Origin of the sequence: Polynucleobacter sp. 86C-FISCH (assembly GCF_018882415.1) — a bacterium.
Lineage (GTDB): Bacteria > Pseudomonadota > Gammaproteobacteria > Burkholderiales > Burkholderiaceae > Polynucleobacter.
In genome coordinates, this window is the sequence record NZ_JACVOL010000001.1 from 1,668,727 (window position 1) to 1,695,218 (window position 26,492).

28 protein-coding genes are annotated in these 26,492 nt (G+C 46.9%); 26 read left to right on the forward strand and 2 right to left on the reverse strand.

Annotated features, from left to right (window positions below; translation table 11 throughout):
* Position 1 precedes the first annotated feature (1 nt).
* From sdhA to ICN10_RS08535, 21 genes are all read left to right on the forward strand, one after another.
* Positions 2 to 1,780, forward strand: a complete 1,779-nt coding sequence (sdhA, locus tag ICN10_RS08435; protein WP_216214576.1) for a succinate dehydrogenase flavoprotein subunit — start codon at positions 2 to 4, stop codon at positions 1,778 to 1,780.
* Between the two features lie 17 nt (positions 1,781 to 1,797).
* Positions 1,798 to 2,502 (forward strand): succinate dehydrogenase iron-sulfur subunit, encoded by a 705-nt coding sequence (locus ICN10_RS08440; RefSeq protein WP_062308838.1) that lies wholly within the window; start codon positions 1,798 to 1,800, stop codon positions 2,500 to 2,502.
* Positions 2,499 to 2,768, forward strand: coding sequence for a succinate dehydrogenase assembly factor 2 (locus tag ICN10_RS08445; protein WP_216214578.1), 270 nt, complete (start codon positions 2,499 to 2,501; stop codon positions 2,766 to 2,768). The genes ICN10_RS08440 and ICN10_RS08445 overlap by 4 nt, the downstream gene beginning before the upstream one ends.
* A gap of 82 nt (positions 2,769 to 2,850) precedes the next feature.
* Entirely contained in the window at positions 2,851 to 4,164 is a 1,314-nt protein-coding gene (gene gltA, locus ICN10_RS08450; RefSeq protein ID WP_068321361.1) for a citrate synthase, read from the forward strand.
* A gap of 18 nt (positions 4,165 to 4,182) precedes the next feature.
* Positions 4,183 to 5,592 (forward strand): 3-isopropylmalate dehydratase large subunit, encoded by a 1,410-nt coding sequence (gene leuC, locus ICN10_RS08455; RefSeq protein WP_216214580.1) that lies wholly within the window; start codon positions 4,183 to 4,185, stop codon positions 5,590 to 5,592.
* 12 nt (positions 5,593 to 5,604) lie between these two features.
* Complete coding sequence (locus ICN10_RS08460; RefSeq protein ID WP_216214587.1) at positions 5,605 to 5,811, forward strand: hypothetical protein; 207 nt, start codon at positions 5,605 to 5,607, stop codon at positions 5,809 to 5,811.
* A 32-nt stretch (positions 5,812 to 5,843) separates the two neighbouring features.
* The gene (gene leuD, locus ICN10_RS08465; RefSeq protein WP_068321370.1) at positions 5,844 to 6,491 is read left to right on the forward strand and encodes a 3-isopropylmalate dehydratase small subunit; all 648 of its coding nucleotides are present in this window, start codon (positions 5,844 to 5,846) and stop codon (positions 6,489 to 6,491) included.
* Between the two features lie 23 nt (positions 6,492 to 6,514).
* Entirely contained in the window at positions 6,515 to 7,585 is a 1,071-nt protein-coding gene (gene leuB / locus ICN10_RS08470; protein WP_216214589.1) for a 3-isopropylmalate dehydrogenase, read from the forward strand.
* A gap of 50 nt (positions 7,586 to 7,635) precedes the next feature.
* The gene (gene asd / locus ICN10_RS08475; protein ID WP_216214591.1) at positions 7,636 to 8,793 is read left to right on the forward strand and encodes an aspartate-semialdehyde dehydrogenase; all 1,158 of its coding nucleotides are present in this window, start codon (positions 7,636 to 7,638) and stop codon (positions 8,791 to 8,793) included.
* Between the two features lie 10 nt (positions 8,794 to 8,803).
* Positions 8,804 to 10,201, forward strand: a complete 1,398-nt coding sequence (locus tag ICN10_RS08480) for a FimV/HubP family polar landmark protein (protein ID WP_216214593.1) — start codon at positions 8,804 to 8,806, stop codon at positions 10,199 to 10,201.
* Position 10,202: 1 nt separating this feature from the next.
* Positions 10,203 to 11,042 carry a tRNA pseudouridine(38-40) synthase TruA gene (gene truA, locus ICN10_RS08485; protein WP_216214594.1) on the forward strand — a complete coding sequence of 280 codons (840 nt, stop codon included), beginning with the start codon at positions 10,203 to 10,205 and terminating at the stop codon, positions 11,040 to 11,042.
* Between the two features lie 26 nt (positions 11,043 to 11,068).
* Positions 11,069 to 11,746, forward strand: coding sequence for a phosphoribosylanthranilate isomerase (locus ICN10_RS08490; protein WP_216214597.1), 678 nt, complete (start codon positions 11,069 to 11,071; stop codon positions 11,744 to 11,746).
* A gap of 30 nt (positions 11,747 to 11,776) precedes the next feature.
* Positions 11,777 to 12,970 (forward strand): tryptophan synthase subunit beta, encoded by a 1,194-nt coding sequence (gene trpB, locus ICN10_RS08495; protein WP_068321388.1) that lies wholly within the window; start codon positions 11,777 to 11,779, stop codon positions 12,968 to 12,970.
* Positions 12,971 to 13,004: 34 nt separating this feature from the next.
* Complete coding sequence (trpA, locus tag ICN10_RS08500; RefSeq protein ID WP_128113432.1) at positions 13,005 to 13,802, forward strand: tryptophan synthase subunit alpha; 798 nt, start codon at positions 13,005 to 13,007, stop codon at positions 13,800 to 13,802.
* A gap of 6 nt (positions 13,803 to 13,808) precedes the next feature.
* Positions 13,809 to 14,696, forward strand: coding sequence for an acetyl-CoA carboxylase, carboxyltransferase subunit beta (accD, locus tag ICN10_RS08505; protein ID WP_216214599.1), 888 nt, complete (start codon positions 13,809 to 13,811; stop codon positions 14,694 to 14,696).
* 4 nt (positions 14,697 to 14,700) lie between these two features.
* Entirely contained in the window at positions 14,701 to 16,026 is a 1,326-nt protein-coding gene (gene folC, locus ICN10_RS08510; protein ID WP_216214601.1) for a bifunctional tetrahydrofolate synthase/dihydrofolate synthase, read from the forward strand.
* Between the two features lie 3 nt (positions 16,027 to 16,029).
* Entirely contained in the window at positions 16,030 to 16,845 is an 816-nt protein-coding gene (locus tag ICN10_RS08515) for an SPOR domain-containing protein (protein ID WP_216214603.1), read from the forward strand.
* Positions 16,845 to 17,411: a CvpA family protein gene (locus ICN10_RS08520; protein ID WP_216214605.1), complete on the forward strand. Its 567-nt coding sequence runs from the start codon at positions 16,845 to 16,847 to the stop codon at positions 17,409 to 17,411. Before ICN10_RS08515 ends, ICN10_RS08520 begins: the two co-directional genes overlap by 1 nt.
* Before the next feature lie 4 nt (positions 17,412 to 17,415).
* Entirely contained in the window at positions 17,416 to 18,954 is a 1,539-nt protein-coding gene (gene purF, locus ICN10_RS08525) for an amidophosphoribosyltransferase (RefSeq protein WP_216214606.1), read from the forward strand.
* 60 nt (positions 18,955 to 19,014) lie between these two features.
* A complete protein-coding gene (locus ICN10_RS08530) occupies positions 19,015 to 20,223 on the forward strand; it encodes an O-succinylhomoserine sulfhydrylase (protein WP_216214608.1) in 1,209 nt (402 codons plus the stop codon).
* A gap of 22 nt (positions 20,224 to 20,245) precedes the next feature.
* Complete coding sequence (locus tag ICN10_RS08535; RefSeq protein WP_216214610.1) at positions 20,246 to 20,863, forward strand: bifunctional 2-polyprenyl-6-hydroxyphenol methylase/3-demethylubiquinol 3-O-methyltransferase UbiG; 618 nt, start codon at positions 20,246 to 20,248, stop codon at positions 20,861 to 20,863.
* Between the two features lie 8 nt (positions 20,864 to 20,871).
* Here ICN10_RS08535 and ICN10_RS08540 read toward each other — a convergent pair whose 3' ends face one another.
* Both ICN10_RS08540 and modB read right to left on the reverse strand, forming a co-directional pair.
* Positions 20,872 to 21,978 (reverse strand): ABC transporter ATP-binding protein, encoded by a 1,107-nt coding sequence (locus ICN10_RS08540; RefSeq protein ID WP_216214613.1) that lies wholly within the window; start codon positions 21,976 to 21,978, stop codon positions 20,872 to 20,874.
* Positions 21,978 to 22,631: a molybdate ABC transporter permease subunit gene (modB, locus tag ICN10_RS08545; RefSeq protein WP_216214615.1), complete on the reverse strand. Its 654-nt coding sequence runs from the start codon at positions 22,629 to 22,631 to the stop codon at positions 21,978 to 21,980. Before modB ends, ICN10_RS08540 begins: the two co-directional genes overlap by 1 nt.
* Positions 22,632 to 22,738: 107 nt before the next feature.
* Between modB and ICN10_RS08550 the strand changes: the two genes are divergently transcribed.
* From ICN10_RS08550 to soxZ, 5 genes are all read left to right on the forward strand, one after another.
* Positions 22,739 to 23,074: a metalloregulator ArsR/SmtB family transcription factor gene (locus ICN10_RS08550; protein ID WP_216214618.1), complete on the forward strand. Its 336-nt coding sequence runs from the start codon at positions 22,739 to 22,741 to the stop codon at positions 23,072 to 23,074.
* A gap of 20 nt (positions 23,075 to 23,094) precedes the next feature.
* Positions 23,095 to 24,495, forward strand: a complete 1,401-nt coding sequence (gene soxC, locus ICN10_RS08555) for a sulfite dehydrogenase (protein ID WP_216214620.1) — start codon at positions 23,095 to 23,097, stop codon at positions 24,493 to 24,495.
* Positions 24,479 to 25,567 (forward strand): c-type cytochrome, encoded by a 1,089-nt coding sequence (locus ICN10_RS08560; protein WP_216214622.1) that lies wholly within the window; start codon positions 24,479 to 24,481, stop codon positions 25,565 to 25,567. Before soxC ends, ICN10_RS08560 begins: the two co-directional genes overlap by 17 nt.
* A 67-nt stretch (positions 25,568 to 25,634) precedes the next feature.
* Positions 25,635 to 26,087 carry a thiosulfate oxidation carrier protein SoxY gene (gene soxY / locus ICN10_RS08565; protein ID WP_215385261.1) on the forward strand — a complete coding sequence of 151 codons (453 nt, stop codon included), beginning with the start codon at positions 25,635 to 25,637 and terminating at the stop codon, positions 26,085 to 26,087.
* A gap of 54 nt (positions 26,088 to 26,141) precedes the next feature.
* Complete coding sequence (soxZ, locus tag ICN10_RS08570; protein WP_068321433.1) at positions 26,142 to 26,450, forward strand: thiosulfate oxidation carrier complex protein SoxZ; 309 nt, start codon at positions 26,142 to 26,144, stop codon at positions 26,448 to 26,450.
* Positions 26,451 to 26,492: the final 42 nt, after the last annotated feature.

The following is a 26,492-nucleotide window of genomic DNA, read 5'->3' on the forward strand; positions in this document are numbered from 1 at the left end:
GATGACTGCAATTAAAAAATCATTGCCACGCCGCCGTTTTGATGCGGTGATTATTGGAGCAGGTGGTTCAGGTATGCGCGCTTCATTGCAGTTGGCTGAAGCCGGCTTGAATGTTGCTGTTCTGACAAAAGTTTTCCCAACACGTTCACACACTGTTGCTGCACAAGGTGGTATCGGTGCTTCATTGGGCAACATGAGTGAAGACAATTGGCACTATCACTTTTACGACACCATCAAAGGTTCCGACTGGTTAGGTGACCAAGACGTGATCGAGTTTATGTGTCGTGAAGCTCCAAAAGTTGTTTATGAGTTAGAGCACTTTGGTATGCCGTTTGACCGTAACCCAGATGGCACGATTTATCAGCGTCCATTCGGTGGTCACACAGCAAACTATGGCGAGAAGCCTGTGCAACGTGCTTGTGCTGCTGCTGACCGTACTGGCCACGCAATGTTGCACACTTTGTACCAACGTAACGTCCGCGCAAAAACCAATTTCTTTGTTGAATGGTTGGCGCTCGATTTGATTCGTGATGATGACGGTGATGTTGTTGGTGTAACTGCTCTCGAGATGGAAACTGGCCAGGTATACATCCTGGAAGCCAAGATTGTGATGTTGGCTACTGGTGGTGCAGGCCGTATTTGGGACGCATCAACTAACGCATTCATTAATACCGGCGACGGCATGGGCTTAGCAGCTCGCGCTGGCATTCCATTGGAAGATATGGAGTTCTGGCAATTCCACCCAACTGGCGTAGCTGGTGCAGGTGTGTTGTTGACAGAAGGTTGCCGTGGTGAAGGCGGTATCTTGCGTAACAAAGATGGCGAGCGTTTCATGGAACGTTATGCGCCAACATTGAAAGATTTGGCTCCACGCGATTTCGTATCCCGCTCAATGGACCAAGAAATTAAAGAAGGGCGCGGTTGCGGTCCTAACGGTGACTATGTTGTGCTCGATTTGACACACATTGGTGCCGACACGATCATGAAGCGTTTGCCTTCTGTTTATGAAATTGGTATCAACTTTGCTAACGTTGACGTTACTAAAGAGCCAATTCCAGTTGTGCCAACAATTCACTATCAGATGGGTGGTATTCCTACCAACATCAATGGTCAAGTAGTTGTGCCTGCAAATGGTATTCACAATGAAATCGTGAATGGCTTGTATGCAATTGGTGAGTGTTCATGCGTTTCTGTGCACGGCGCGAACCGCTTGGGTACAAACTCATTGCTCGATCTCTTAGTATTCGGTCGCGCTGCTGGTAACCACATTGTTGGCCTTGATCTCAAGAATCGCGAATTCAAGCCATTGCCTGCTAATGCTGGTGAGCAAACATTGGAGCGTATTGCGAAGTTGGATAACTCAACTTCAGGCGAGTACGCACAAGACGTTGCAAACGATATTCGCAAGTGCATGCAGAAATATGCTGGCGTATTCCGCAATCAAGAGTTGATGGACGAAGGTGTTCGTCAAATGGCTAAATTGACTGAGCGCGCTAAGCACTTATGGGTTAAAGACAAATCTGAAATTTTCAATACAGCACGTATTGAAGCTTTGGAAGTGGCTAACTTGGTTGAGACTGCAAACGCAACTATGATTTCTGCGGCAGCTCGCAAAGAAAGTCGTGGTGCTCACTCACATGATGATCATCCGCATCGTGACGATGAGAACTGGATGAAGCATACCCTTTGGTACAGCGAAGGCAATAAGCTTACATACAAGCCAGTTATTTTGAAGCCTTTAACGGTTGAGTCCTTCCCTCCAAAAGAACGTACTTTCTAAGCGAAGAGAAATAGAAAATGAGTGATATCCGTATATTCGAAATTTACCGCTACGATCCAGATGTCGATGCAGCTCCACGCATGGAACGCTATGAGTTAGAACTCACTGGCGAGCGCATGTTGTTGGACGCTTTGATTTCTTTGAAGAAGCAAGACGAAACCATTTCTTATCGTCGTTCATGCCGTGAAGGCGTGTGCGGTTCAGATGCAATGAACATCAACGGTAAAAACGGCTTGGCTTGTTTGACCAATATGTTGACTTTGCCTAAGGTCATCACATTGCGCCCATTGCCTGGCTTGCCAGTTGTGCGCGATTTGATCGTCGACATGACTTTGTTCTTCAAGCAATACTTGTCTATCAAGCCTTACTTGGTAAACGATAATCCGCCTCCTGAAAAAGAGCGTCTCCAGAGTCCTGAAGAGCGTGAAGAGTTGAACGGTTTGTATGAGTGCATCTTGTGCGCATCATGCTCAACTTCATGCCCATCATTCTGGTGGAATCCAGATAAGTTCGTTGGTCCAGCTGGCTTGTTGCAGGCGTATCGCTTTATTGCCGATAGCCGCGACGAAGAAACTGCGCAGCGTTTAGATAACTTAGAAGACCCATACCGCTTGTTCCGTTGCCATACCATCATGAATTGCGTGGACGTTTGTCCTAAGCACTTGAACCCAACGAAGGCAATTGGCAAGATCAAGGAGTTGATGGTTCGTAGGGCAGTATGACCCTCGGCAATGCAGAGTTATATCGTTTAAAAAGTGACGCTCGCAGGGGCTTGCTAGAGAACGATTTAATTCTGCAGCGTTTCTTTGAGCGCTATGGCACTCAGTTAAGCGTTGAAGATGGAAAAGTATTAACCCAGCTATTGGCTCTAGATGACAACGACTTAATGGATTTATTGATTGGTCGCAAAGATTCTGTAGCAAGCTTGGAGAAAGAGATGCAAACAAACTCTTTCAAACTGGTTTTACAGAGGTTGAGAGAGAAGTAATTCAACCTTTTGGTGCGGTAAGCGTATAGATGCATGAATGAATAGTGTATTAATCATAATTTTGAATGACTAAGGATTAGAAATGATTGAATCGGACATCAAGGCAAAACTCTCGTTTTCGGATGGAACACCAGATATTGATCTGCCAATTTACAAAGGGACAGTAGGTCCTGACGTAATTGACATTCGTAAGCTCTATGGTCAGACCGGTAAGTTCACTTACGATTCAGGCTTTCTGTCTACTGCATCATGCAATAGCAAAATTACCTACATCGATGGCGACAAGGGCGAGTTGCTCTATCGCGGTTACCCAATTGAAGACTTAGCAAATAACTGTGACTTCTTAGAAGTTTGCTACCTCTTGATCAATGGCGAATTGCCAAACGCAACTGAGAAAAAAGCATTTGATGAAATGGTCATGCACCACACCATGGTTCATGAGCAAATGCAATTCTTCTTGCGTGGCTTCCGTCGTGATGCGCATCCAATGTCTGTGTTGACTGGCTTGGTTGGTGCAATGGCTGCTTTCTACCATGATGAGATTGATTACAGCGATCCGCATGCACGTGAAGTTGCCCAAATTCGCTTGATCGCAAAGATGCCTACATTAGTAGCGATGGCTTATAAGTATTCCGTGGGGCAGCCATTTATCTATCCAGATAACTCTTTGTCATACACAGCAAACTTTATGCGCATGATGTTCGCAACACCATGTGAAGAGTACAAAGTGAACCCAGTATTGGTACGCGCTTTGGATCGCATCTTCACATTGCATGCTGACCACGAGCAAAACGCTTCTACTTCTACTGTGCGTTTGTGCGGTTCTTCAGGCACAAATCCATTTGCAGCGATTTCTGCTGGTATTGCTTGCCTTTGGGGCCCAGCGCACGGTGGTGCAAACGAAGCTTGCTTGCAGATGTTGAATGAGATTCAAGCTCAAGGTGGCGTAGATAAGATTCATGAGTTCATCGCTCAAGTAAAAGACAAGAACTCTAGCGTTCGCTTGATGGGCTTCGGTCACCGCGTTTACAAAAACTTTGACCCACGCGCTAAATTGATGCGTGAGACTTGCTATGAAGTATTGAATGAATTGGGCTTGCAAGATGACCCATTGTTCAAGTTGGCAATGACTCTCGAGAAGATTGCTTTGGAAGATGACTACTTCGTAAGTCGCAAGCTCTATCCAAACGTAGACTTCTACTCAGGAATCGTTCAACGCGCTTTAGGCATCCCAACAGAAATGTTTACTTGTATTTTTGCTTTGGCAAGAACAGTAGGCTGGATTGCTCAGTGGGAAGAAATGATTACTGATCCTGAGTACAAGATTGGCCGTCCACGTCAGTTGTATGTTGGCGAAACAGCACGTAAGGTTCCAAACATTACAGTTCGTAAATAAGGTTTTTTAAGGTCACTCATGTCTCGTACGCTTTATGACAAATTGTGGGATGACCACGTTGTTTACTCTGAAGAGGATGGCACAGCCACGATTTATATTGATCGTCAGTTGCTTCATGAGGTAACCAGCCCTCAGGCATTTGAAGGTTTAAATTTAGCTGGCCGTCCTGTTTGGCGCATCTCCGCCAATCTGGCGGTATCCGATCACAACGTTCCAACAACGGATCGTTCTGAAGGCATTACTGATCCAATTTCTAAGTTGCAAGTTGATACCTTAGATCAAAACTGCGATGCCTTTGGTATTACCCAATACAAAATGAACGATACCCGTCAAGGGATTGTTCACGTGATTGGACCAGAGCAGGGCGCAACTTTGCCTGGTATGACAGTGGTTTGCGGAGATTCTCATACAAGTACTCATGGCGCCTTTGGTGCTTTGGCGTTTGGTATCGGCACCTCAGAGGTCGAGCACGTATTGGCTACGCAAACCTTGCTCATGAAAAAGAGCAAGAACATGTTGGTAAAAGTCGATGGCCGTTTACAGCCAGGCTCTACCGCTAAAGATATTGTTCTTGCCGTGATCGGCAAGATTGGTACAGCTGGTGGCACTGGTTACACCATTGAATTTGCTGGCGAAGCTATTCGCGAGCTTTCGATGGAGGGGCGCATGACTTTATGCAATATGGCAATTGAAGCTGGCGCACGTGCTGGTTTAGTTGCTGTAGATGAAACAACCATTGAGTACATTCAAGGTCGTCCGTATGCGCCTAAGGGCCCTGCGATGTTGCAAGCCTTGCAGTATTGGAGAACTTTGCACTCTGATCCAGATGCAAAATTTGATGCTGTGGTTGAACTGCGTGCTGAAGAAATCGCTCCACAAGTTACTTGGGGAACATCTCCAGAAATGGTTCTAGCAATTAGCGACCGCGTTCCTGATCCAGAAAAAGAACGTGATCCAAACAAGCGTTCTGCTATGGAGCGTGCGTTGCAGTATATGAACCTCAATCCAAATACACCTATCAGTAGCATCGCTATTGATAAAGTATTTATTGGATCTTGTACAAACAGCCGCATTGAAGATATCCGTGCTGCCGCAAAAGTGGTGGATCGTTTAGGCAAGAAAGTGGCGGCCAATGTGAAGTTGGCTCTTGTGGTTCCAGGTTCTGGTTTGGTTAAAGCTCAGGCGGAACGTGAAGGTTTGGATCGCATTTTTAAAGCCGCAGGTTTTGAATGGCGTGAGCCAGGGTGCTCTATGTGTTTAGCAATGAATGCTGATCGCTTGGAGCCAGGCGAGCGTTGCGCTTCAACTTCTAACCGTAACTTCGAAGGTCGCCAGGGTAATGGCGGCCGTACTCATTTAGTAAGTCCTGCTATGGCAGCTGCTGCTGCAATCGAAGGTCACTTTGTTGACGTTCGCAAGATTTCATAAGGAAACTGATCGATGAAATTTTCTTCACTCTCTTTAATTTCCAGATTGGCCATTATTGGCATTGCTGGCTTGGTGATTTCAGCCTGTAGCAGCACAATGGAAGGCATGGGTAAGGATTTGCAAAACATGGGAACTTCCATGGGCGGATCAAGCAATACACAACAAGGCAATCAATCTCAAACAAAGGGTAAGGACGTTGTCGTTACTCCTGTGAAGTAAATCATTAGAGCAAATAGAGCAAAAGTCGAATCATGGAAAAATTTACGGTATACAAAGGTTTAGTTGCTCCGCTTAATCGCGAGAACGTGGATACCGACGCCATCATTCCAAAGCAATTCTTAAAGTCCATTAAAAAGACTGGCTTTGGGCAAAATCTCTTTGATGAGTGGCGCTATTTAGACCATGGCGAACCTGGTCAAGACTGCAGCACTCGTCCGATTAATCCAGACTTTGTCCTCAATCAGCCTCGTTATAAAGGCGCAGGCATTTTGCTGGCCCGTAAGAACTTTGGTTGTGGCAGCTCCCGTGAGCATGCGCCATGGGCTTTAGACCAATATGGCTTTAGAGCGGTTATCGCCCCAAGCTTTGCTGATATTTTTTATAACAACTGCTTCAAAAATGGTGTTTTACCCATTGTTTTGACTGAAATGCAGGTTGATCACCTCTTTAATGAAACCATGGCTTTCAATGGTTACCAGTTGACGATTGATCTAGAGGCTCAGCAAGTCATTGCCCCTGATGGCACCGCTTATAGCTTCGATGTTGCCCCCTTTAGGAAGTATTGCCTTCTTAATGGCTTAGACGATATTGGCTTAACTCTGCAACATGCAGATAAAATCAAGGCTTATGAAGCTGAGCGCATCCTCAAGATGCCTTGGCTTGCGACACAATTGCCGTAATTTCGTTGATTTAAAGGCCTTTCATGAAAATTGCAGTTCTACCGGGCGATGGTATCGGCCCGGAAATCGTTGCTCAAGCCGTTCGAGTTCTCCAAGCCCTTGGCCCAAAGTTTGATTTAGAAGAAGCTCCAGTTGGTGGAGCTGCTTATGACGTTGCTGGTCATCCTTTGCCGCCGGCAACTCTAGAGCTAGCTAAAAAAGCCGATGCTATTTTGTTTGGTGCGGTAGGGGATTGGAAGTACGACACCCTTGCGCGCGAACTACGTCCTGAACAAGCGATCTTAGGTTTGCGTAAACATTTAGAGTTGTTTGCCAACTTCAGACCAGCGATTTGCTACCCAGAGCTGACTGCTGCATCAAGTCTTAAGCCAGAAATTATTGGCGGCTTAGATATTTTGATTGTGCGTGAACTTAATGGCGATATTTATTTTGGTCAGCCGCGCGGTATTCGTACTTCAGAGTTACCCTTGTTTAAAGGTGCTCGTGAAGGCTTTGACACTATGCACTATAGCGAGCCAGAAGTAGAGCGTATTGGACATGTTGCTTTTCAAGCGGCATGCAAGCGCGGCAAGAAAGTATGCAGCGTTGATAAAGCGAACGTATTAGAAACTTCACAACTTTGGCGTGAAGTGATGATTCGTATTTCAAAAGAGTATCCTGACGTTGAGTTGTCGCATATGTATGTCGATAACGCTGCAATGCAGTTGGTTAAAGCGCCTAAGGCATTTGACGTAGTAGTCACCGGTAATTTGTTTGGTGACATTCTGTCTGATGAAGCAGCTATGTTGACTGGCTCGATTGGTATGCTGCCTTCTGCCTCTTTGGATAAGAACAATAAAGGCTTATATGAGCCAAGTCATGGCTCTGCGCCGGATATTGCCGGTAAAGGTATCGCCAATCCATTGGCAACAATTTTGTCTGCTGCCATGATGTTGCGCTATTCATTAGGAATGCCTGGTGAAGCGGACCGTATTGAAAAGGCGGTTCAGAAAGTATTGGCGCAAGGATTGCGTACGGCTGATATTTATACCGAAGGTACGAAAAAAGTATCAACCATTGAAATGGGCGATGCTGTTGTTGCAGCACTTGTATAAGAAACATAACAAACTTAAACAGAAATCAAATTCACTAGATAGTTAACATCATGGCAAATACACAAACACCTTTGGTTGGTTTAGTTGGCTGGCGCGGTATGGTTGGTAGCGTTCTTATGGAACGTATGCTCGCTGAGAAGGATTTCGATCTAATTGAGCCAGTATTTTTTAGCACCAGCCAAGCCGGTGGTGAAGTGCCACTACTTAATGGTAAAAAAGTTACTAAGAGTGAAAGCACTTTGCAAGATGCCAATGACATCAAAGCATTGTCACGTTGTGACATCATCTTGACATGCCAGGGTGGCGACTACACCAACGACATCTTCCCTAAGCTACGCGCTGCAGGGTGGAATGGTCATTGGATTGATGCTGCCAGTGCGTTGCGCATGAAAGATGATGCTGTATTGGTCTTGGACCCAGTGAATCGTCCAGTGATTGATAAAGCTTTAGCTGCTGGTGGCAAGAATTGGATCGGCGCCAATTGCACCGTGAGCTTAATGATGATGGCTATGGGCGGTCTGGTGAAGGCTGACATGGTTGAGTGGATTAGCGCCATGACTTACCAAGCGGCTTCTGGTGCTGGTGCACAGAACATGCGCGAGTTGCTCCTGCAAATGGGCGCATTGCGTGACAGCGTTGCTACTGAATTGGCTGACCCATCATCATGGATTTTGGATATTGATCGCAAAGTTACTGAGACATTGCGCTCTTCTGACTTTCCGAAGAAAAACTTCCGCAACACCGCATTAGCAGGTAGCTTGATTCCTTGGATCGATGTGCCTGTTGAGAACGGTCAAACTAAAGAGGAGTGGAAGGGTGGAGCTGAGTTCAATAAGATCTTGGGTCGTCCAGCATTCCGCACGCCAGGCAGTATTCCAATTGACGGCTTATGTGTGCGTGTTGGTGCGATGCGCTGCCACTCACAAGGTTTGACTGTAAAGCTCAAAAAAGATATTCCACTCAAAGAGATCGAAGCAATTTTGGCCGCTGATAACCAGTGGGTCAAAGTGGTTCCAAATGATCGTGAAACAACTGAGCGTGATTTATCTCCTGCAGCTATCAGCGGCACACTGACTGTACCTATCGGTCGTTTGCATAAGATGGCAATGGGTCCAGAGTACTTAGGTGCATTTACGGTTGGCGACCAACTCCTGTGGGGCGCTGCTGAGCCATTGCGTCGCATGCTCCGCATTTTGCTCGAAAAGTAATCTGAAGTTGATGCTACGTCTTAGCCAATCAAGCTTTTTAAAGCTCCTTTGCTTTGTTTGGCTAAGCTGGTCTTTCAACGCCGCTGCAATCTCCTTAGGTGCGCCGCAACTCCAGTCTCGCCCAGGCGAACCATTGCGAGTAGAAATTCCTATTCGGGTAGGGGCTGATGAGCAGGCCGCTCTATCCGGTCTGAATGTGGCGATGCCGAATAAGGCTGCATATGAGCGCCTCGGAATCTCTCAAAAGATACTGCAGTTAAATCCACAAGCGATGGTGTATCGCAATCGTCAAGAGCGGTTAATGGTGCTCGTTGAAACCGTTGACTCTGTTCCTATGACGGATGATCCATTTCTAGATGTATTGGTAAATCTCAATTGGTCGAGCGGAAGCCTCACTAAGACATTTACTTTATTGCTGGGTGATGTACAAAAAATCACCGTAAAGCCAGGTCAAACCTTATCTGAGATTGCTGCCACCATTGCACCTCAACTAGAGGGCGCCACTCTTGATCAAACCATGATGGCTTTGTATAAAGCCAATCCGGATGCTTTTGCTAGCGGCAGCATTAATCGCCTGGCTGCTGGCGCTGAGTTAACTAAGCCAAGTCAGGCATTGTTGCGCTCAATCAGTCCTGCAGAAGCAAATCAATTTGTTGCTGATGCCAATGAACAGTGGCGTGCTGAGCATGATGGAAAGGGTGCCAATGCAGGCACTGGATCAAATGCCGCCAAGCCGGGGGAAGTAGCACCTAAAGATCGCTTAAAGATTGGTTCAAGTGCTGAGGGTAATGAGCAAGAGCGTCGTTACACCGAAGAGTTGGTCGCTCAAGAGAAGATGCTTGAGCAAACTAAAGCCCGTGTCGCTGAATTAGAAAAGAATATTGCCGATCTACAAAGACTCTTAGATAAATCAAAAGAGAAGAAGGCGGTAGATAGTAATTTTGGCTTAGGTGGCTTTGGCCCAGCTATTTTGGCCATTGGCTTAATCGCACTAACTGGTCTACTTCTGTGGGGCTTAGCTCGTAATGCTCGTCGTTCAGAGGCGCCAAGTATTCTTACGCATACCCATCAAGCAAGCAAAGAAGAAAGACATCAAGAAGAGAAACCTGCTACAGGATCTTCTTTTGAAATGCCAGCTCGTGCTAAGGCATTGTTTGAGGGAATCGACCTTGATCTTTCAAAGCCAGCAAATGTAGTGCCATCTGTTACGGAAGTCCCAGCCTCTAATTCTCTGGCGGATACCTTGCGCGTCAAACTCAATTTGGCACGCGCTTACATCACGATTGAAGATTTTTCTGCCGCTAAAAAGTCTTTGGATGAAGTACTCCGCATGAGCAATTCGGTTGACCCTGCAATTACCATTGAAGCACAGGGCTTGTTGGCAGAAATCTCGCATCGCAATACCTAATATGCGAATAGCCCTTGGCCTTCAGTATGACGGCAGCCCATATTCTGGTTGGCAAACTCAGGTCAATCACAACACCGTACAAGACGAATTAGAAAAAGCAATCTCTGCTTTTGTTGGTGAGCAGGCGAGTGCAGAACATCCCATACACACCATCACCGCAGGTAGAACGGATACTGGAGTTCATGCTCTGGGGCAGGTTGTGCACTTTGATACCAATGTCGAGCGGGAAGATTTTTCATGGGTACGAGGTGTCAACTCCTTCTTGCCACCATCGATTGTGGTGAACTGGGCTAAACCCGTTTCCGATGAATTTAGTGCGCGTTTCTCAGCATATGAGCGCGAATATATTTACGCATTACAGGCTGGACCATGTCGTTCACCAATGTCGCATTCGCGTGCTGGATATTTAATGCTGCCGCTAGGCAATTGGCTTGATGTAGATGCAATGAAAAAATCCGCTGAATGTTTAATTGGCGAGAACGATTTCAGTTCATTTCGCTCATCCGAGTGTCAGAGTAAAACCCCAGTAAAAACGATTTACTCCATTGAGATTATTTCTGAGCAGCCTTGGGTTTATTTTCGAATCCGTGGAAATGCCTTTTTGCATCATATGATCCGCAATATTGTTGGATGCTTTTTGCAAATCGGGCAGGGCAGACAAAAGCCAGAATGGATGACAGAAGTGTTGGCAGCCAAGAATCGGCAAATTGCCGCTCCGACCTTTATGGCGGATGGTCTGTACTTAGCCAAAATTACTTATCCCGAAGAATTTGCCATTCCACAGCCATTGCTGGAAAACTCCTGGCTACCCGCCAAGGTTATCGGGAAGCAAGAGAAATAATAGGCCCCAGGCCTTATCATTCATTTATGGGCTTACTGACACATTCTCCCGGCCGAACTAGGGTCAAAATCTGCGGTTTAAAGACGTCTGCTGACGTGGATTCAGCCGTTGCTGCAGGCGTGGATGCGGTTGGCTTTGTCTTTTATCCCCCAAGTGTGCGGGCTGTAAGCCCCAATATCGCTGCCCAGCTCATTTCTAGGCTCCCAGCAGGGGTAGATGCTGTTGGATTGGTTGTAAACGCAACAGATGAGCAATTTGCCGCTATTCGGGCTGCTGCCTCGATCACCTTATGGCAGTTTCATGGGGATGAGACCCCAGAGCGCTGTGCCCAGCTTGCTGCTGGCGAGCCCTGGATGAAGGCCGCCCGTGTAGGAACAGGCTTCGCTTTTGATGATTTTTCCCTACAATATGGTCAAGCAAACGCTTTTCTGCTGGATGCCCTCGTCGAGGGATATGGTGGCGGAGGCGTTCCTTTTGATTGGCAAGGAATACCGCAGACATGGGTAAGCGAAAACGCGCCTCGGGTCGTTTTGAGTGGTGGATTGAACGTGCACAACGTGGGCGAAGCGATTGCACGCCTGCATCCTTGCGCGGTTGACGTCAGTAGTGGCGTAGAAATCAGCAGGGGTGTTAAAGATCCTGCGCTCATGGCTCAATTTATCCAGGCAGTGCGCGCAGCTGATGCGAAAACATCATCCCAATAATTTGCTGTAACCAAATCAAAAGAGGTAGTTATGTACGATAAGCCAGATGCACGAGGACACTTTGGTCCCTATGGTGGCGTATTTGTTTCTGAGACATTGATGTATGCATTGGATGAGCTCAAAGAGGCTTATGCAAAATATCAACACGATCCAGAATTCATTGAAGAGTTTCATTACGAACTTAAGCACTTTGTAGGCAGACCATCACCGGTCTATCACGCTAAGCGTTGGAGTGAAATGCTCGGTGGTGCGCAGATCTATCTCAAGCGTGAAGATTTAAATCACACTGGTGCACACAAGATTAATAACGTGATTGGCCAAGCAATGTTGGCTAAGCGTATGGGTAAGCCCCGCATCATTGCTGAGACTGGAGCAGGGCAGCATGGCGTTGCCACAGCTACTATTTGCGCCCGCTTTGGCTTGGACTGTACGGTTTATCAAGGTTCTGTTGATGTAGCTCGTCAAGCGCAAAACGTATTCCGCATGAAGTTGCTCGGCGCCAAAGTCGTTCCAGTGGAATCTGGCACAAAGACCTTGAAAGACGCGCTCAATGAAGCGATGCGCGATTGGGTTACGAACGTCGACAATACTTTCTACATTATTGGCACTGTTGCAGGACCGCATCCTTATCCAATGATGGTGAGAGATTTTCAAAGCGTGATTGGTGAAGAGTGCAAAGTGCAAATGCCGGAGATGACTGGTCGTCAACCGGACTTCGTTCTCGCTTGTGTAGGCGGTGGTTCAAATGCGATGGGTATTTTCTATCCGTACATTGATTACCCAGAGGTAAAACTTGTTGGTGTTGAGGCAGCGGGTCATGGCTTAGGCAGTGGCTTACATTCTGCAGCGTTATGCGTAGGTAAGCCTGGTGTATTGCATGGCAACCGCACTTACTTATTGCAAGATGAGAATGGTCAGATCTCTGAAACCCATTCTGTTTCTGCTGGCATGGACTATCCGGGAGTAGGCCCTGAACACGCTTGGTTAAAAGATTCTGGTCGTGCAGACTATGTGGCAATTACAGACGAAGAAGCATTGCAAGCATTCCATGACTGTTGCCGTATTGAAGGCATCATTCCTGCGCTTGAGTCTTCTCACGCCATTGCCTATGCCTGCAAGCTGGCTAAGACATTGCCAAAAGACAAGACGATCTTGGTTAACCTATCTGGTCGTGGTGATAAAGATATGCATACCGTTGCTCAAGCAACAGGCTCCGAAGGCTAAAAAGAAAAAATAAAAATAGAAAAATAAAATAGCTATGTCAAAAATTACAGCGCTCTTTAAGGAGCTAAAAGCAACAGGTAAAAAAGGATTAATTCCTTTCATTACTGCCGGCGATCCAGATCCAAAACAAACTGTTGAACTCATGCATGCATTGGTACGCGGTGGTTCAAGCGTGATCGAATTAGGTGTGCCATTTTCAGATCCAATGGCAGATGGTCCAGTGATTCAAAGATCATCAGAGCGCGCATTAACGCATGGCGTCACTTTGCATAGCTGCTTAGAGATGGTGAAAGAGTTTCGCAAGAAGGACGCCAACACTCCAGTGGTGTTGATGGGCTATGCAAATCCAGTTGAGCAAATGGGAGCAGAGCGTTTTGCAACTGAAGCAAAAGCTGCCGGTGTTGACGGTGTTCTAGTGGTTGATTACCCTCCAGAGGAGTGTGTTGATTTCGCAGCTCGTATGCGCGTTGCAGGTATTGATCCGATCTTCTTATTGGCACCGACTTCATCCCATGAACGTATAAAAGAAGCTGCCAAAATAGCTTCTGGTTATATCTATTACGTTTCTATGCGGGGCGTTACAGGTGCATCTCACCTCAATACCCAGGACGTAGCCAGCATCATCCCGAAAATCCGTGAAGAAACCGATATTCCAATCGCCGTAGGCTTCGGAATTAGCGATGCCGCTAGCGCCAAGGCTGTGTCGGCCAGCGCTGATGCTGTGGTGATTGGTAGCCGAATTATTCGCCTTTTAGAGGATGCGCCCCCTGGCCAGGCGGTACAATCACTGGAAACCTTCATTCGTGAGATTCGCGACGCATTGGATAGTTAAAAACTAATGAGCTGGATAGATAAATTACTCCCACCCCAAATTCAACACACTGATCCTGCGAATCGCAAATCAGTTCCTGAAGGATTGTGGGTTAAGTGCCCCGGTTGCGAAACTGTTCTCTACAGCACTGACATCGAAGCGAATTTATCAGTCTGCCCAAAATGCAGTCACCACATGCGCATCGGTGCACGTCTACGCTTAGACAGTCTGTTAGATGAAAAAGGTCGCTATGAAATCGGTGCAGATATTTATCCAACCGATCCACTGAAGTTCAAAGATTCCAAAAAATACCCAGACCGCATTAAAGAAGCAAACGATGCTTCTGGTGAATCTGAAGCTCTGATTGTGATGGGCGGCAAGATTGAAACGATTCCTGTAGTTGCTGCATGTTTTGAATTCCAATACATGGGTGGCTCGATGGGTTCTGTAGTGGGTGAGCGTTTTGCCCGCGGTGTCCAAGAGGCAATTGATAAGAAGTGTGCATTCATTTGTGTCACTGCTACTGGCGGTGCACGTATGCAAGAGAGTTTGTTATCTCTGTTCCAGATGGCTAAGACCAATTCGATGTTGACCTTATTAGCCAAAAAAGGTTTGCCCTACATCAGCGTTCTTACAGACCCAACGATGGGTGGTATCTCCGCGAGCTTTGCCTTCATGGGTGACGTTGTAATGGCGGAGCCTAAAGCTTTGATTGGTTTTGCTGGTCCTCGCGTGATTGAACAAACTGTGCGTGAGAAATTACCAGAGGGATTCCAGCGTTCAGAATTCTTGATGCAAAAGGGCGGCATTGACATGATTGTTGATCGTCGTCAGATGCGTGGTGAAATTGCCCGTTTGCTGGCTTTGCTGCAAAAGCTTCCTGAGCCTGCGATAGCGGGTAGCGCAGCCGTTTAAGCGCTTGAGCTCCGCACACCAAGCCCCCATTTTATTTTCTAGCCTACAGGCTTGGCTTAGCCACCTCGAAACTGCTCACCCTGTCGGTATCGATATGGGGCTTGAGCGTATTAATCGTGTGAAGGCAGCATTAGATTTGCATTTCGATTGTCCAGTGATTACGGTTGCTGGCACCAATGGCAAAGGATCCACTTGCGCCTTCTTGGAAAGCATTCTTCTCGCATCCGGTTACCGTGTTGGTTGCCACACTTCACCACATCTTCTGCAATTTAATGAGCGCGCTCGTATCAATGGCGAGGATGTTAAAGACAATATCTTGCTTGAGCATTTCGCTGCTGTAGAAAATGCGCGCGTTAGTTTGGTTGACGCGCCAACGTTGACTTATTTTGAATTCACCACCTTAGCCATCATGCATCTATTTTCTAAATCGAATCTAGATGCCGTTGTATTAGAAGTGGGTATGGGCGGTCGTTTAGATGCTGTCAATATTGTTGACGCTGATTGCGCGATCGTGACCAGTATCGATATTGATCATGCGGATTTCTTAGGTGGGACACGCGAAGCGATTGGTTTGGAGAAGGCTGGCATATTCCGCCCGGGACATATTGCGGTGTGTGGTGACCCTGTGCCACCACAAACACTCATCGACCATGCCGAAAAGCTGGGTTGTGATCTTTGGTTGCAGGGACGTGATTACAACTTCCAAGGTGATAAACAGCAGTGGGGTTGGGCAGGGCGTAAAAAGCGCTTTAGTGGTCTTGGTTATCCAGCACTGCGTGGCGCCAATCAGATTCTTAATGCATCCGCTGTTATTGCCGCCTTAATGGCGCTGCATCAGCGCTTGCCTGTAAGTGCTCAGGACATACGTAATGGCTTTGCTCTAGTGGAGCTGCCTGGTCGCTTTCAGGTTCTTCCTGGACAGCCTACGGTCGTTTTGGACGTGGCTCACAATCCCCATGCCGCAGCTACCTTGGCTCAAGGTCTGGATAAGATGGGCTATCACCCCTATACCTATGCCATTTTTGGGGCAATGGCCGACAAAGATATCGAAGGCGTCATTAAGCCCCTTTTGAATATCGTGGATTTCTGGTTTTGCACGGATTTACCGACAGCTAGGGCGGCTTCAGGGCAGTTCCTAGCCCAGAAGCTTGAAAGCATGGGTGTAAAGCCTAAAAATGGGTCAGATGGTGGCATCGAAATCTTTGAAAATCCCGCTTTAGCGTATCAAAAAGCGCTATCTCAGGCTGGTGAGGGTGATAGAATTGTCACCTTCGGATCCTTCTATACCGTTGCAGGCGTAATGACTTACCGAAACAACCAGGCCCACTGATCCATGATTCGTTTACCAAGCTTTTTTAAGCGAAAAACCCAGTCTGATGACCTTGAATTTGATTCAAGGGGTGGTCGCACCGCCAAAAGAGCGGCACCACGTAGTTTTCAGCGTGCAGCAGAAGCTGAAGAGTTAGCCCTAACCGAAGATCCAGAACAACAAAGAGCGCGTCATCGTCTGATAGGCGCAGCTGTATTGGTCTTAATTGCAGTAGTTGGCCTACCTCGTATTTTGGATAGCAAGCCCAAGTTAGCTCCAAACGATATCGCCGTAAATATCGTGACCAGCTTGCCAATCCCCGGCACTGAATCTAAGCCTGAAGAAAAACCAAAAGCAGAAGCCCCTGTTGAGAGTGCTAAAGAAGCACCCAAAGTTGCAGCAGCACCCGTACCTGCGCCTGAAGTAAAGCCGGAAACAAAACCGGATGCCAAGACCGAAGTTAAGCCAGCGCCGCCCGCAGCAAATAAATCTGGCGCATTAGGTTTGGCGGCCGGTGAAGAAGTAGTTGCTGCCAGTGCTGCCAAAGCAGACAAGCCAAAAACAGATGACGCAACCAAACCTACCACTACAAACGGTTCAGGTAAGTACGTTATTCAGATTGGTGCTTTTGCATCGGAAGAGCGTGCTAAAGGTTGGATTGCAAAACTCAAAGATCAAAAGATTCCAAACTATGTCTTAAATAAGACTGGTACTGATGGTGCTAAGTTGTATGTACTGCGAGCAGGCCCATACACCGATAAAGAGTCCGCCGAAGCAGCGGAGAAGAAAATTAAGGCGATGGGTCTGTCACCAAGACTCGTCGAATCCGGTAAGCAGTAATGGAATACTTATCCACCCTCAAGCTAACATCGGTGGATTACTTCACCCTAGTTGTGCTCTTGATCTCCGCTTTGGTTGGTATCTCACGCGGCCTGTTTAAAGAGGTGCTTGCTTTAGCATCTTGGTTTGCTGCAGCTTGGGTTGCCTATCACTACAGCAATTATCTTTCTACAGAATGGCTGTCTACATTTCACCTGGATGAGTTGCTTAGTTTGGGTGTAAGTTTCATCATTCTGTTTATATTGACACTCATCATTTGTGGCTTGTTTGGTGGGGTAGTGCAAAAAATTATCTTGTCAGTAGGTCTGAGCTTGACTGACCGTTTTTTGGGTTTGATTTTCGGTGTGATTCGTGGTGGCTTGATCGTTGTAGTGCTTGCTACCTTGGCTGCACTCACTCCCATTCCGCAAAGTATGGCCTGGAAAAATGCCATTACCAGACCAGCAATTGATATGGCAACCGGTTTAATTAAAGGTTGGCTTCCTGCCGACTGGGCAAAGCAAATGGGTGATGCAATGCCTAAAGTTACCCCTACCATTACTCCTAAATTAACAATAGGAATCTAGAGATATGTGCGGCGTCGTCGGAACTGTTTCCCACTCACCAGTAAATCAACTTCTCTATGATGCCTTGTTGCTTTTGCAACATCGCGGTCAAGATGCCGCAGGTATTGCGACGATGAACGGTAATTCGTTCACGATGCATAAAGCCAACGGCTTAGTACGAGATGTTTTCAGAACACGCAATATGCGCAGCCTAGTAGGTAATGCGGGTATTGGTCAGGTGCGTTACCCAACCGCTGGTTCAGCAAGCAGCGAAGAAGAGGCGCAACCCTTTTATGTCAGCGCACCATACGGCATCATCTTGGCGCACAACGGCAATCTAACCAATGCGCCAAGTCTGCGTGTTGAGATGGCGTATCGTGATCGTCGTCACATCAATACGAGTTCCGATACTGAGGTATTGCTGAACGTATTGGCTGACGAACTACAAAAAGAAACCAATAGCGCAGCTCTTGATGAGAGCGCAATGTTTAATGCCGTTACTGGAGTCACCAGTCGCGTTAAAGGTTCTTATGCGGTTGTGTCATTAATTGCCGGCTATGGTTTGTTGGCTTTCCGCGATCAGTACGGCATTCGTCCTCTTTGTATTGGAAGAATTGATACGCCGCAAGGCCCTGAGTGGATGATTGCATCTGAGTCTGTTGCTCTCGAAGGCTTGGGCTTCACATTTGTACGTGACGTCAATCCTGGCGAAGCAATCTATATTGATTTGGATGGCAATTTCTATTCACGTCAGTGTGTACCTAATGCAGTGCTTACTCCTTGCATCTTTGAGTATGTTTACATGGCTCGCCCAGACTCCACCATTGATGGCGTCACTGTCTATAACGTGCGTATGCGCATGGGTGATTACTTGGCTGAGAAGATTCGCAAAGAGACCAATGTCGACGAGATCGATGTGGTGATGCCGATTCCGGACTCAAGCCGTCCAGCAGCAATGCAGGTAGCCAAGAATTTAGGTGTGGATTACCGCGAAGGCTTCTTTAAAAACCGTTACATCGGTCGTACCTTCATCATGCCGGGGCAGGCTGTTCGTAAGAAGTCAGTTCGTCAAAAACTCAATGCGATGCGTATCGAGTTTAAAGATAAGACTGTGCTGATCGTGGATGACTCTATCGTGCGCGGAACTACCTCCTTCGAGATCGTACAAATGGCTCGCGAATCTGGTGCCAAGAAAGTGATCTTTGCCTCTGCTGCGCCTCCAGTGCGTTTCCCGAACGTCTATGGCATTGATATGCCTACACGTAGTGAATTGGTTGCTTATGGCCGCACTGATGAAGAAATCAACAAGATGATTGGTGCGGATCAACTTATCTATCAAAGTATTGAAGACATGAAGCAGGCAGTAAGGGATGTTAATCCGGATATTCAGAACTTTGAGGCTTCTTGCTTCGATGGCTTCTATGTCACGGGCGATATTACCGAATCCTATTTGGATGCTTTGGAAGCTGCCAGAAATACTTCAGCTGCTAAGGCCGACCGTCAAAAGGATTCGAGTGACTTCGCTCGCTCCCAGCTTCACCTGCATTTAGCTACCGAAGACTAAAAAGCGACAGGATATTGCCTCACACGAGGCAATTCCTCAATTCGGTGTCAAAATAGCATCATGAAGAGCAAAACCACACGCAAAAAACCTGATTTTTCTAAGCTGGCCCTAGAGACCCTAGCGGTTCGCGCTGGCACACGTCGTACTGCTGAGTATCAAGAACACTCCGAGGCGATGTTCCTCACTTCAAGCTTTTGCTTTGATAGCGCTGAATTAGCAGCAGATGGATTTGCTCACGCTGATCAAGGTTTTATTTATTCCCGCTTTACCAATCCAACAGTCAGCATGTTCCAAGATCGTTTGGCTGCTCTAGAGGGTGGCGAGGCTTGTATTGCAACTGCTTCTGGAATGGCTGCCATCATGACATTGGCGATGGCGCATCTGCAGGCAGGTGACCACGTTGTTTGCTCTCGCTCCGTATTTGGTGCAACAATTCAGTTGTTCACCAATATCTTGGGTCGCTTTGGCATTACTACGACTTATGTTGATTTGGCTGATACCAAGTCATGGCAAGCTGCTGTCCAACCAAATACCAAACTCTTTTATCTAGAGACACCTTCCAATCCATTGACTGAGATTGCGGACATCAAAGCAATTTCAAAGATCGCCAAAAAAGCAAAAGCATTATTTGCTGTAGACAACTGCTTCTGTACGCCCGCCTTGCAAAAACCATTGGCACTTGGTGCGGATGTCGTTATTCATTCAGCCACTAAGTACTTGGACGGTCAAGGCAGAGTGGTTGGTGGTGCGATCGTGGGTAGCAAAGACTTCATCATGGGTAAAGTATTCCCATATGTGCGTACCGCAGGACCAACACTGTCTGCATTTAATGCTTGGGTATTCCTAAAGGGCCTCGAGACTTTAGAGCTTCGTATGAAGCAACAAAGCCAGAATGCGCTTGCCTTAGCTCAATGGCTAGAGAAGCAGCCTGGTGTCGAGCGTGTATACCATCCAGGCTTGAAGTCGCATCCTCAACATGCATTGGCTAAGCGCCAGCAAAAAGAGGGCGGGGCGATTCTGTCTTTCACGCTGAAGGGCGGCAAGAAAGCTGCGTTCAAGCTCATTAACCAAACCAAGCTTTGCTCGATTACAGCAAACCTAGGTGACACACGTACAACTATCACCAATCCAGCAACAACAACGCATTGCCGCGTGCCGCCTGAAGCCAGAAAAGCTGCTGGCATTACGGATGGCTTAGTGCGTATTGCAGTTGGTCTAGAAAACATCAACGATTTAAAGAATGACCTCGTTGGTGGACTCAAAAAATAATCAGATCCATCAAGATAAGCCCATGGGTTTCTCTGACGCTACCCAGTTCTGGAATGAACGCTTTGATAAAGAAGAATTCATCTTTGGCAAAGAGCCCAACGAATATCTTGTTGAAAAGGCAAATCAGTATCTGAAGTCAAAAGACAAAGTCCTTTGCATCGCTGATGGCGAGGGGCGTAATGGTGTCTGGCTTGCTAAACAAGGAATGCAGGTAGTTGGTTTTGATGCTTCTGATATTGCGCTAGCTAAAGCAAAGCAGTTTGCCAAAGACAATCAAGTTGAGGTTGAGTATTCATTCTCAGATACGGATAGTTTTGCATGGCAAGCCAATACTTATGATGCAGTGGTTGGCATCTTTATTCAGTTTGCTGATCCAGTAATGCGTGAGCGCATCTTTAAGCAAACTTATGAGGCCCTCAAGCCTGGCGGTATCTTTATTCTGCAGGGCTACACTCCAAAGCAGTTGGAATATAAAACTGGTGGACCAAGCTTAATAGAACACCTCTACACTGAAGAATTAATTAGAAGCCTTGCTAAAGACTTTCAGATACTTGAACTAATGAGTTATGAGAAAGAGCTCTCAGAGGGGCCAAGGCATACCGGCATGTCTGCAATCTTGGGCTTAGTTGCTAAAAAGTAATTGGTTGCTTAATTCGTAAAGCGGCGTGGATCATTGATGGGGCGAAGTGGCATGATATGAATCTTGTTGCCATCGATTTGCACGTAACTATTTTTTCCAACCTCTAGCGCTAAACGTTTTACTTCAGCAGCTGATGCTTCCCAGAGTACTGAGTGGGAGCCTTCTAGCGTTCGAAGTTGAATAACTGCTACCTGACCTAGAGTGCTGATTTGCTCTACAGTTGCTTCAATCCTCTCAGGGCTAGATGTGGCATGAAGGCTTAATCCTCCAGCAGGAATAACCCACGCAACAGCTGTATTGGGAGGAATCTTTCCTTTGTCAGCCACTTCAAATACTCGCTGACTTCCATTCCAAGCCAACACCCCAGCATTAAACACACCTTCAAACATGTTGCTGATACCTACTAGTTCAGCAACACGAGAGTTTCTGGGCTTCTCAAACAATACTTGAGGTGGCGCTGTTTGCAAGCCTACCCCTTGGTCAATGACGGTGATGCGATCCGCTAACAAATCTGCTTCGCGGAGATCATGGGTAACCAAGAGGATCGGAATATTTAAATCTTTGCGTAGTTCAGCTAATGTTTTGTAGAGACCTTGACGCGTTGGCGCATCTACTGCGGAGAACGGTTCATCTAGTAATAAAATTTTGGGTGAGCGCGCTAAAGCTCTAGCAAGTGCAACCCGTTGTTGCTGACCACCAGACAGTTGGTTTGGCATGCGCTCTGCGAGCTCGCCAATGCCCATGCGTTCAAGCCATTGCTGGGCTTTTACTTTACGTTCGGCAAGATTTGCAACCGAGTTGTAGAGCGGAATACACACATTCTCTAGCGCAGTGAGATGCGGGAAGAGGGCATATTGCTGAAATAAGAACCCGCATGATCGCTCGGCTGGACTCAAGGAGGTGGTGATGCCGCTGACATCATTAGCTTCAAACCATAACTGCCCATCGCATTCAATTTTTCCGCTCTCAGCGTGATTTAATCCAGCGATTGTTCGCAAGGCAGTCGTTTTGCCACTGCCTGAAGGGCCAACCAAGGCGTGTAATTCACCCGGCATACATTCAATGTTGAGTTGCAAGGGGTTGGGAATGTTTTGGGAGAGCTTAATTTTCAGCATTAGCCTCTCCACTTTTTAGAAGTCGCGGGCTTGCGACTAAATACACCATATGAAAGGGCAATGGCGATCAAAGATGTACCCAAAAGAATGAGCGATAGAGCACCTGCGCCAGAGGTGTCAAAACTTTGCACTTTGTCGTATATGGCGATAGAGACTGTCTTGGTTTCACCAGGAATTGCGCCGCCCACCATGAGAATGACTCCAAACTCGCCCAAGGTATGCGCAAACGTCAGTACAGCAGCGCTAGTGATGCCGCGCCAAGCAAGCGGTAATTCAATGAGGCGAAAGATTTGCCATTTAGATAGACCGCTGACTTGGGCTGCCTCACGGATTTCAGGATTAATGGCTTCAAAGGCGCGTTGTATTGGCTGAATGGCGAACGGTAAATTGACAATCAGGGAGGCAATCAGGATGCCCGTAAAGGAAAAGACCAAAGGAATGCCGAAAACGCTCTTCCCACCCAATCCGACCAAGAGGTAATAGCCCAGAACGGTGGGCGGCAGAACCAGCGGTAGAGCTAAGGCTGCCTCTACCCAAGACCTGCTCTTGCCCATGCTTTGGAGTGAGTGAGCTACCCAAACTCCAAATGGCAAGATTAGGACCAGGGTCCATATAGCCAGCTTTAGCGAGAGAAGAAGGGCTTCGATATCCACAAATTGATTGTATCTGTAGATCCCGTAAGGGTATCTCACTATATAAAGCGGCCACCCTTGAGAGTTAAATATGTCTTTATACGCATATATTCATATAGATAGGCCGCATGAAAGCTAGAGTGCAAAAAGCGACAAAGAACTTATCTCCCAAGCAGATGGAGAAGGTCTTTCTAAAAGTGGCTGCCTATTTCAATGTTTTATCTGAGCCCTCACGTTTACGCATCATGTATGCCGTTTGCAGTGGCGAAAAATCAGTGTCCGAGGTTGTTGAGATGTGCGGATCTAGTCAAGCCAACGTTTCAAGACACTTAATGGCATTGCACAAAGCAGGAATACTGCTGAGGCGCAAAGAAGGTGTAACGGTTTATTACTCGATTGCAGATAATGCTACGGTTGATATTTGCCAATCTGTATGCAGCAAAATTGCTGAAAGCATTCATTAATTTTTTAGATAGAAGTTTCTATGACAGATAAGCAAATTGAATTAAGTGCTAATGACATCTCGGCAGTCGAGAAGCCAGCGAACAGGGCTCGCTTGGTAAAGGCGCCTGAGCACTTTGTCTCCCAAGAATTAATTGCAGACATCAATGCCAATGGCCTTGATGAAACCCGTCGTGGCTTCTTGCGCAAAGGTTTCTTTTCAGCTTTGGGCGGAGCAGCGGCTGGTATAGCTGCTCCAATGGCCTTTGCTGCTGGCGAAGGCGATCCAGCAATTCTGGAGAAGCAAGAATGGCAGACTACCCTTGGTAAAAACGTGGCCACAATGCCTTATGGTGTGCCTTCAATTTATGAGGCTAATTTAATTCGTCGTGAGTCACCAGGTTTGACGCGTGTATCAGCAGCATCGGTTGCCTTTACACCTTTGCAAGGCTTATTCGGAACAATTACACCAAACGGTTTGCACTTTGAGCGTCATCACCAAGGTTGGTACAACTTAAATCCTGAGACCCATCGATTGATGGTGAACGGTATGGTGAAAAATGCTCGCGTCTTCACGATGAACGACTTGATGCGCTTGCCTTCCGTTTCTCGTACACATTTCATTGAGTGTGGAGCAAATACTGGTCTAGAGTGGGGTAACGTTGCAGTGCCTACTGTCCAATATACGCACGGTATGTTGTCTTGCTGTGAGTTCACGGGGGTACCACTGAAAGTATTGCTCGAAGAATGCGGTGCCGATCTGAAAAAAGGTAAGTTTTTACTTGCTGAGGGTGGTGATGGTTCTGGTATGACCCGCACAATCAATCTTGAGGCTTGCCTTGAAGATACGATCGTTGCCTGGAGTATGAACGGCGAGATGCTACGTCCAGAGAATGGCTTTCCATTACGCTTGGTAGTGCCTGGAGTGCAAGGCGTTAGCTGGGTCAAATGGTTGCGTCGCCTCGAGGTAGGCGATATGCCATGGAACACTAAAGATGAGGCGGTTCACTACATTGAGCTAATGCCAGACGGCATGCATCGCCAGTACGCCTCGATTCAAGAGTGTAAATCTGTTATTACAACGCCTTCTGGCGGTCAGCAATTACTGGACAAAGGTTTCTATAACGTCAGTGGTATGGCTTGGTCAGGTCGCGGCAAGATTAGGCGCGTGGATGTTTCTTTTGACGGTGGCAATAACTGGCGTACGGCACGCTTAGAAACTCCAGTCCTTACTAAATCGATTACCCGTTTCAATATTGATTGGGTGTGGGATGGCTCTCCGGCAATTTTGCAATCAAGAGCAATTGACGATACAGGTTATGTTCAGCCATCCATCAAAGCATTACGTGATGTTCGTGGCAATCGCTCGATTTATCACAACAACGCAATACAGTCTTGGAAATTAGATTCAAATGGCGAGGTGAGCAATGTACAAGTTGGTTAAATCAATTGCTCATCTAGGGCTAGTCGCTGCGACTGTGCTGGTTGCGAATGCTGCCTATGCGCAAAGCACTCAGGGCTCCGCAAAGTTTCCTGGAATTGGGCGTAATGCAACACCAGCAGAGGTGGTCGCTTGGGATATTGATGTGCGCCCGGACTTTAAGGGTTTGCCAAAGGGGTCTGGTTCGGTAGCTCAGGGCCAAGTCATTTGGGAGGCTAAATGCGCTAGTTGTCATGGTGTATTCGGTGAATCAAATGAAATCTTTACACCGATTGCCGGCGGAACAACAACTGACGATATTAAGACTGGAAGGGTTGCATCACTGGCTGATCGCAAACAACCTCAGCGCACTACTTTGATGAAGGTGCCTACGGTTTCTACTCTTTGGGACTATATCTACAGAGCAATGCCTTGGAATGCACCTAGGTCATTAACGCCGGACGATACATATGCACTCGTTGCATTTATTTTGAGCTTAGGCGAAATCGTTCCAGATGATTTTGTCTTGAGCAATACCAATATTGCTGATGTGCAAAAGAAGATGCCAAATCGCAATGGTATGACGCGTAATCATGGTTTCTGGAGTATTAACGGTAAACCAGATGTGAATGGTTCATCCTGCATGATTAATTGCGTGAAGTTTGTGCAGATTGGCTCAACCTTGCCAGACTTTGCGCGAAATGCCCATGGCAACATAGCCGAGCAAAACCGCATGTACGGACCATATCGCGGCTCAGATTCAACTAAGCCGCCAATTGATAAGTTACCCGGTTCTTCGGGTGAGGGCTTAGCCCATGCTGCGGATACACATGCGGCCACTACGAAGGGTCCTGCCGCATTATTTAAAAATGAGAACTGCTCAGCATGCCATGCACCAAATGCGAAGTTAGTGGGGCCGTCCATTACCGATATTGCGGCTAAATATAAAGGTCAAAGTGGGGCGCAAGAAAAGCTCATGGCTAAGGTCAAAAGTGGAGGTTCTGGGGTTTGGGGAGCCATTCCAATGCCACCCCAGGCGCAGCTATCTGATGAGGATGGGGCCACTCTCGTCCGCTGGATGCTAACAGGGCAATAGATTTACGGAAGGTTTTTTGAAATACCGCTATATTTGATACTAAGAGTAGATTAATTAAGGAGTTTTTATGAATCAGCAGCGACGCAGTTTATTGAAATATTCAGCCGTATTTGGCTTGATGGCTTCTGCGGGTCTTATTAGCGTGGCCCAAGCTCAAGAGTGGAATAAAGCCGCTTTTGAAGGCAAGAGCCTTGACGATGTATTTAAGATCTTGGGTGCAGGTAGTCCAGAGAAGTCTGGTGCAGTTACTTTGAATGCCCCTGACATCGCAGAAAATGGTGCAGTTGTGCCGGTCGGCATTACAACCACCCTTAAAGCAGAGCAAATGGCAATCTTGGTTGAGAAGAACCCAAGCGCCTTAGCTGCTCAATTCTTCATTCCTGCGGGCACTGAGCCATTTGTTACTACACGTATCAAGATGGGTCAGACCTCCAATGTATACGCCTTGGTAAAAGCCGATGGCAAATGGAGCATGTCTGTTAAGGAAGTGAAAGTAACTTTAGGTGGTTGCGGCGGTTAATCCCCCAATCTATCTGAATACCATTAATTAATTACTAGATTACAAGAGGAAAACATGGCTGATCCAATGCGCGTTAGAGCTGCTGAGAACGGTGGAATTGTGGATGTAAAAATTTTGATGAAACACGACATGGAATCTGGCCAGCGTAAAGACGCTTCCGGCAAAACAATTCCAGCTTGGTTCATCAGTACAATCAATGTCAAAGCAAACGGCAAAGATGTATTGAATGGTCAATTTGGTCCAGCGGTTTCTAAGGATCCATTCTTGAACTTCAAATACAAGGGCGCTAAGGGCGACAAGATTGTTGTGAGCTGGGTAGATAGCAAGGGTGACAAGCGCACCGACGAAGCAACCGCTTCTTAATTGCTCGTCTCCATAGATTTTTACTATCACCTGAGTTTTGAA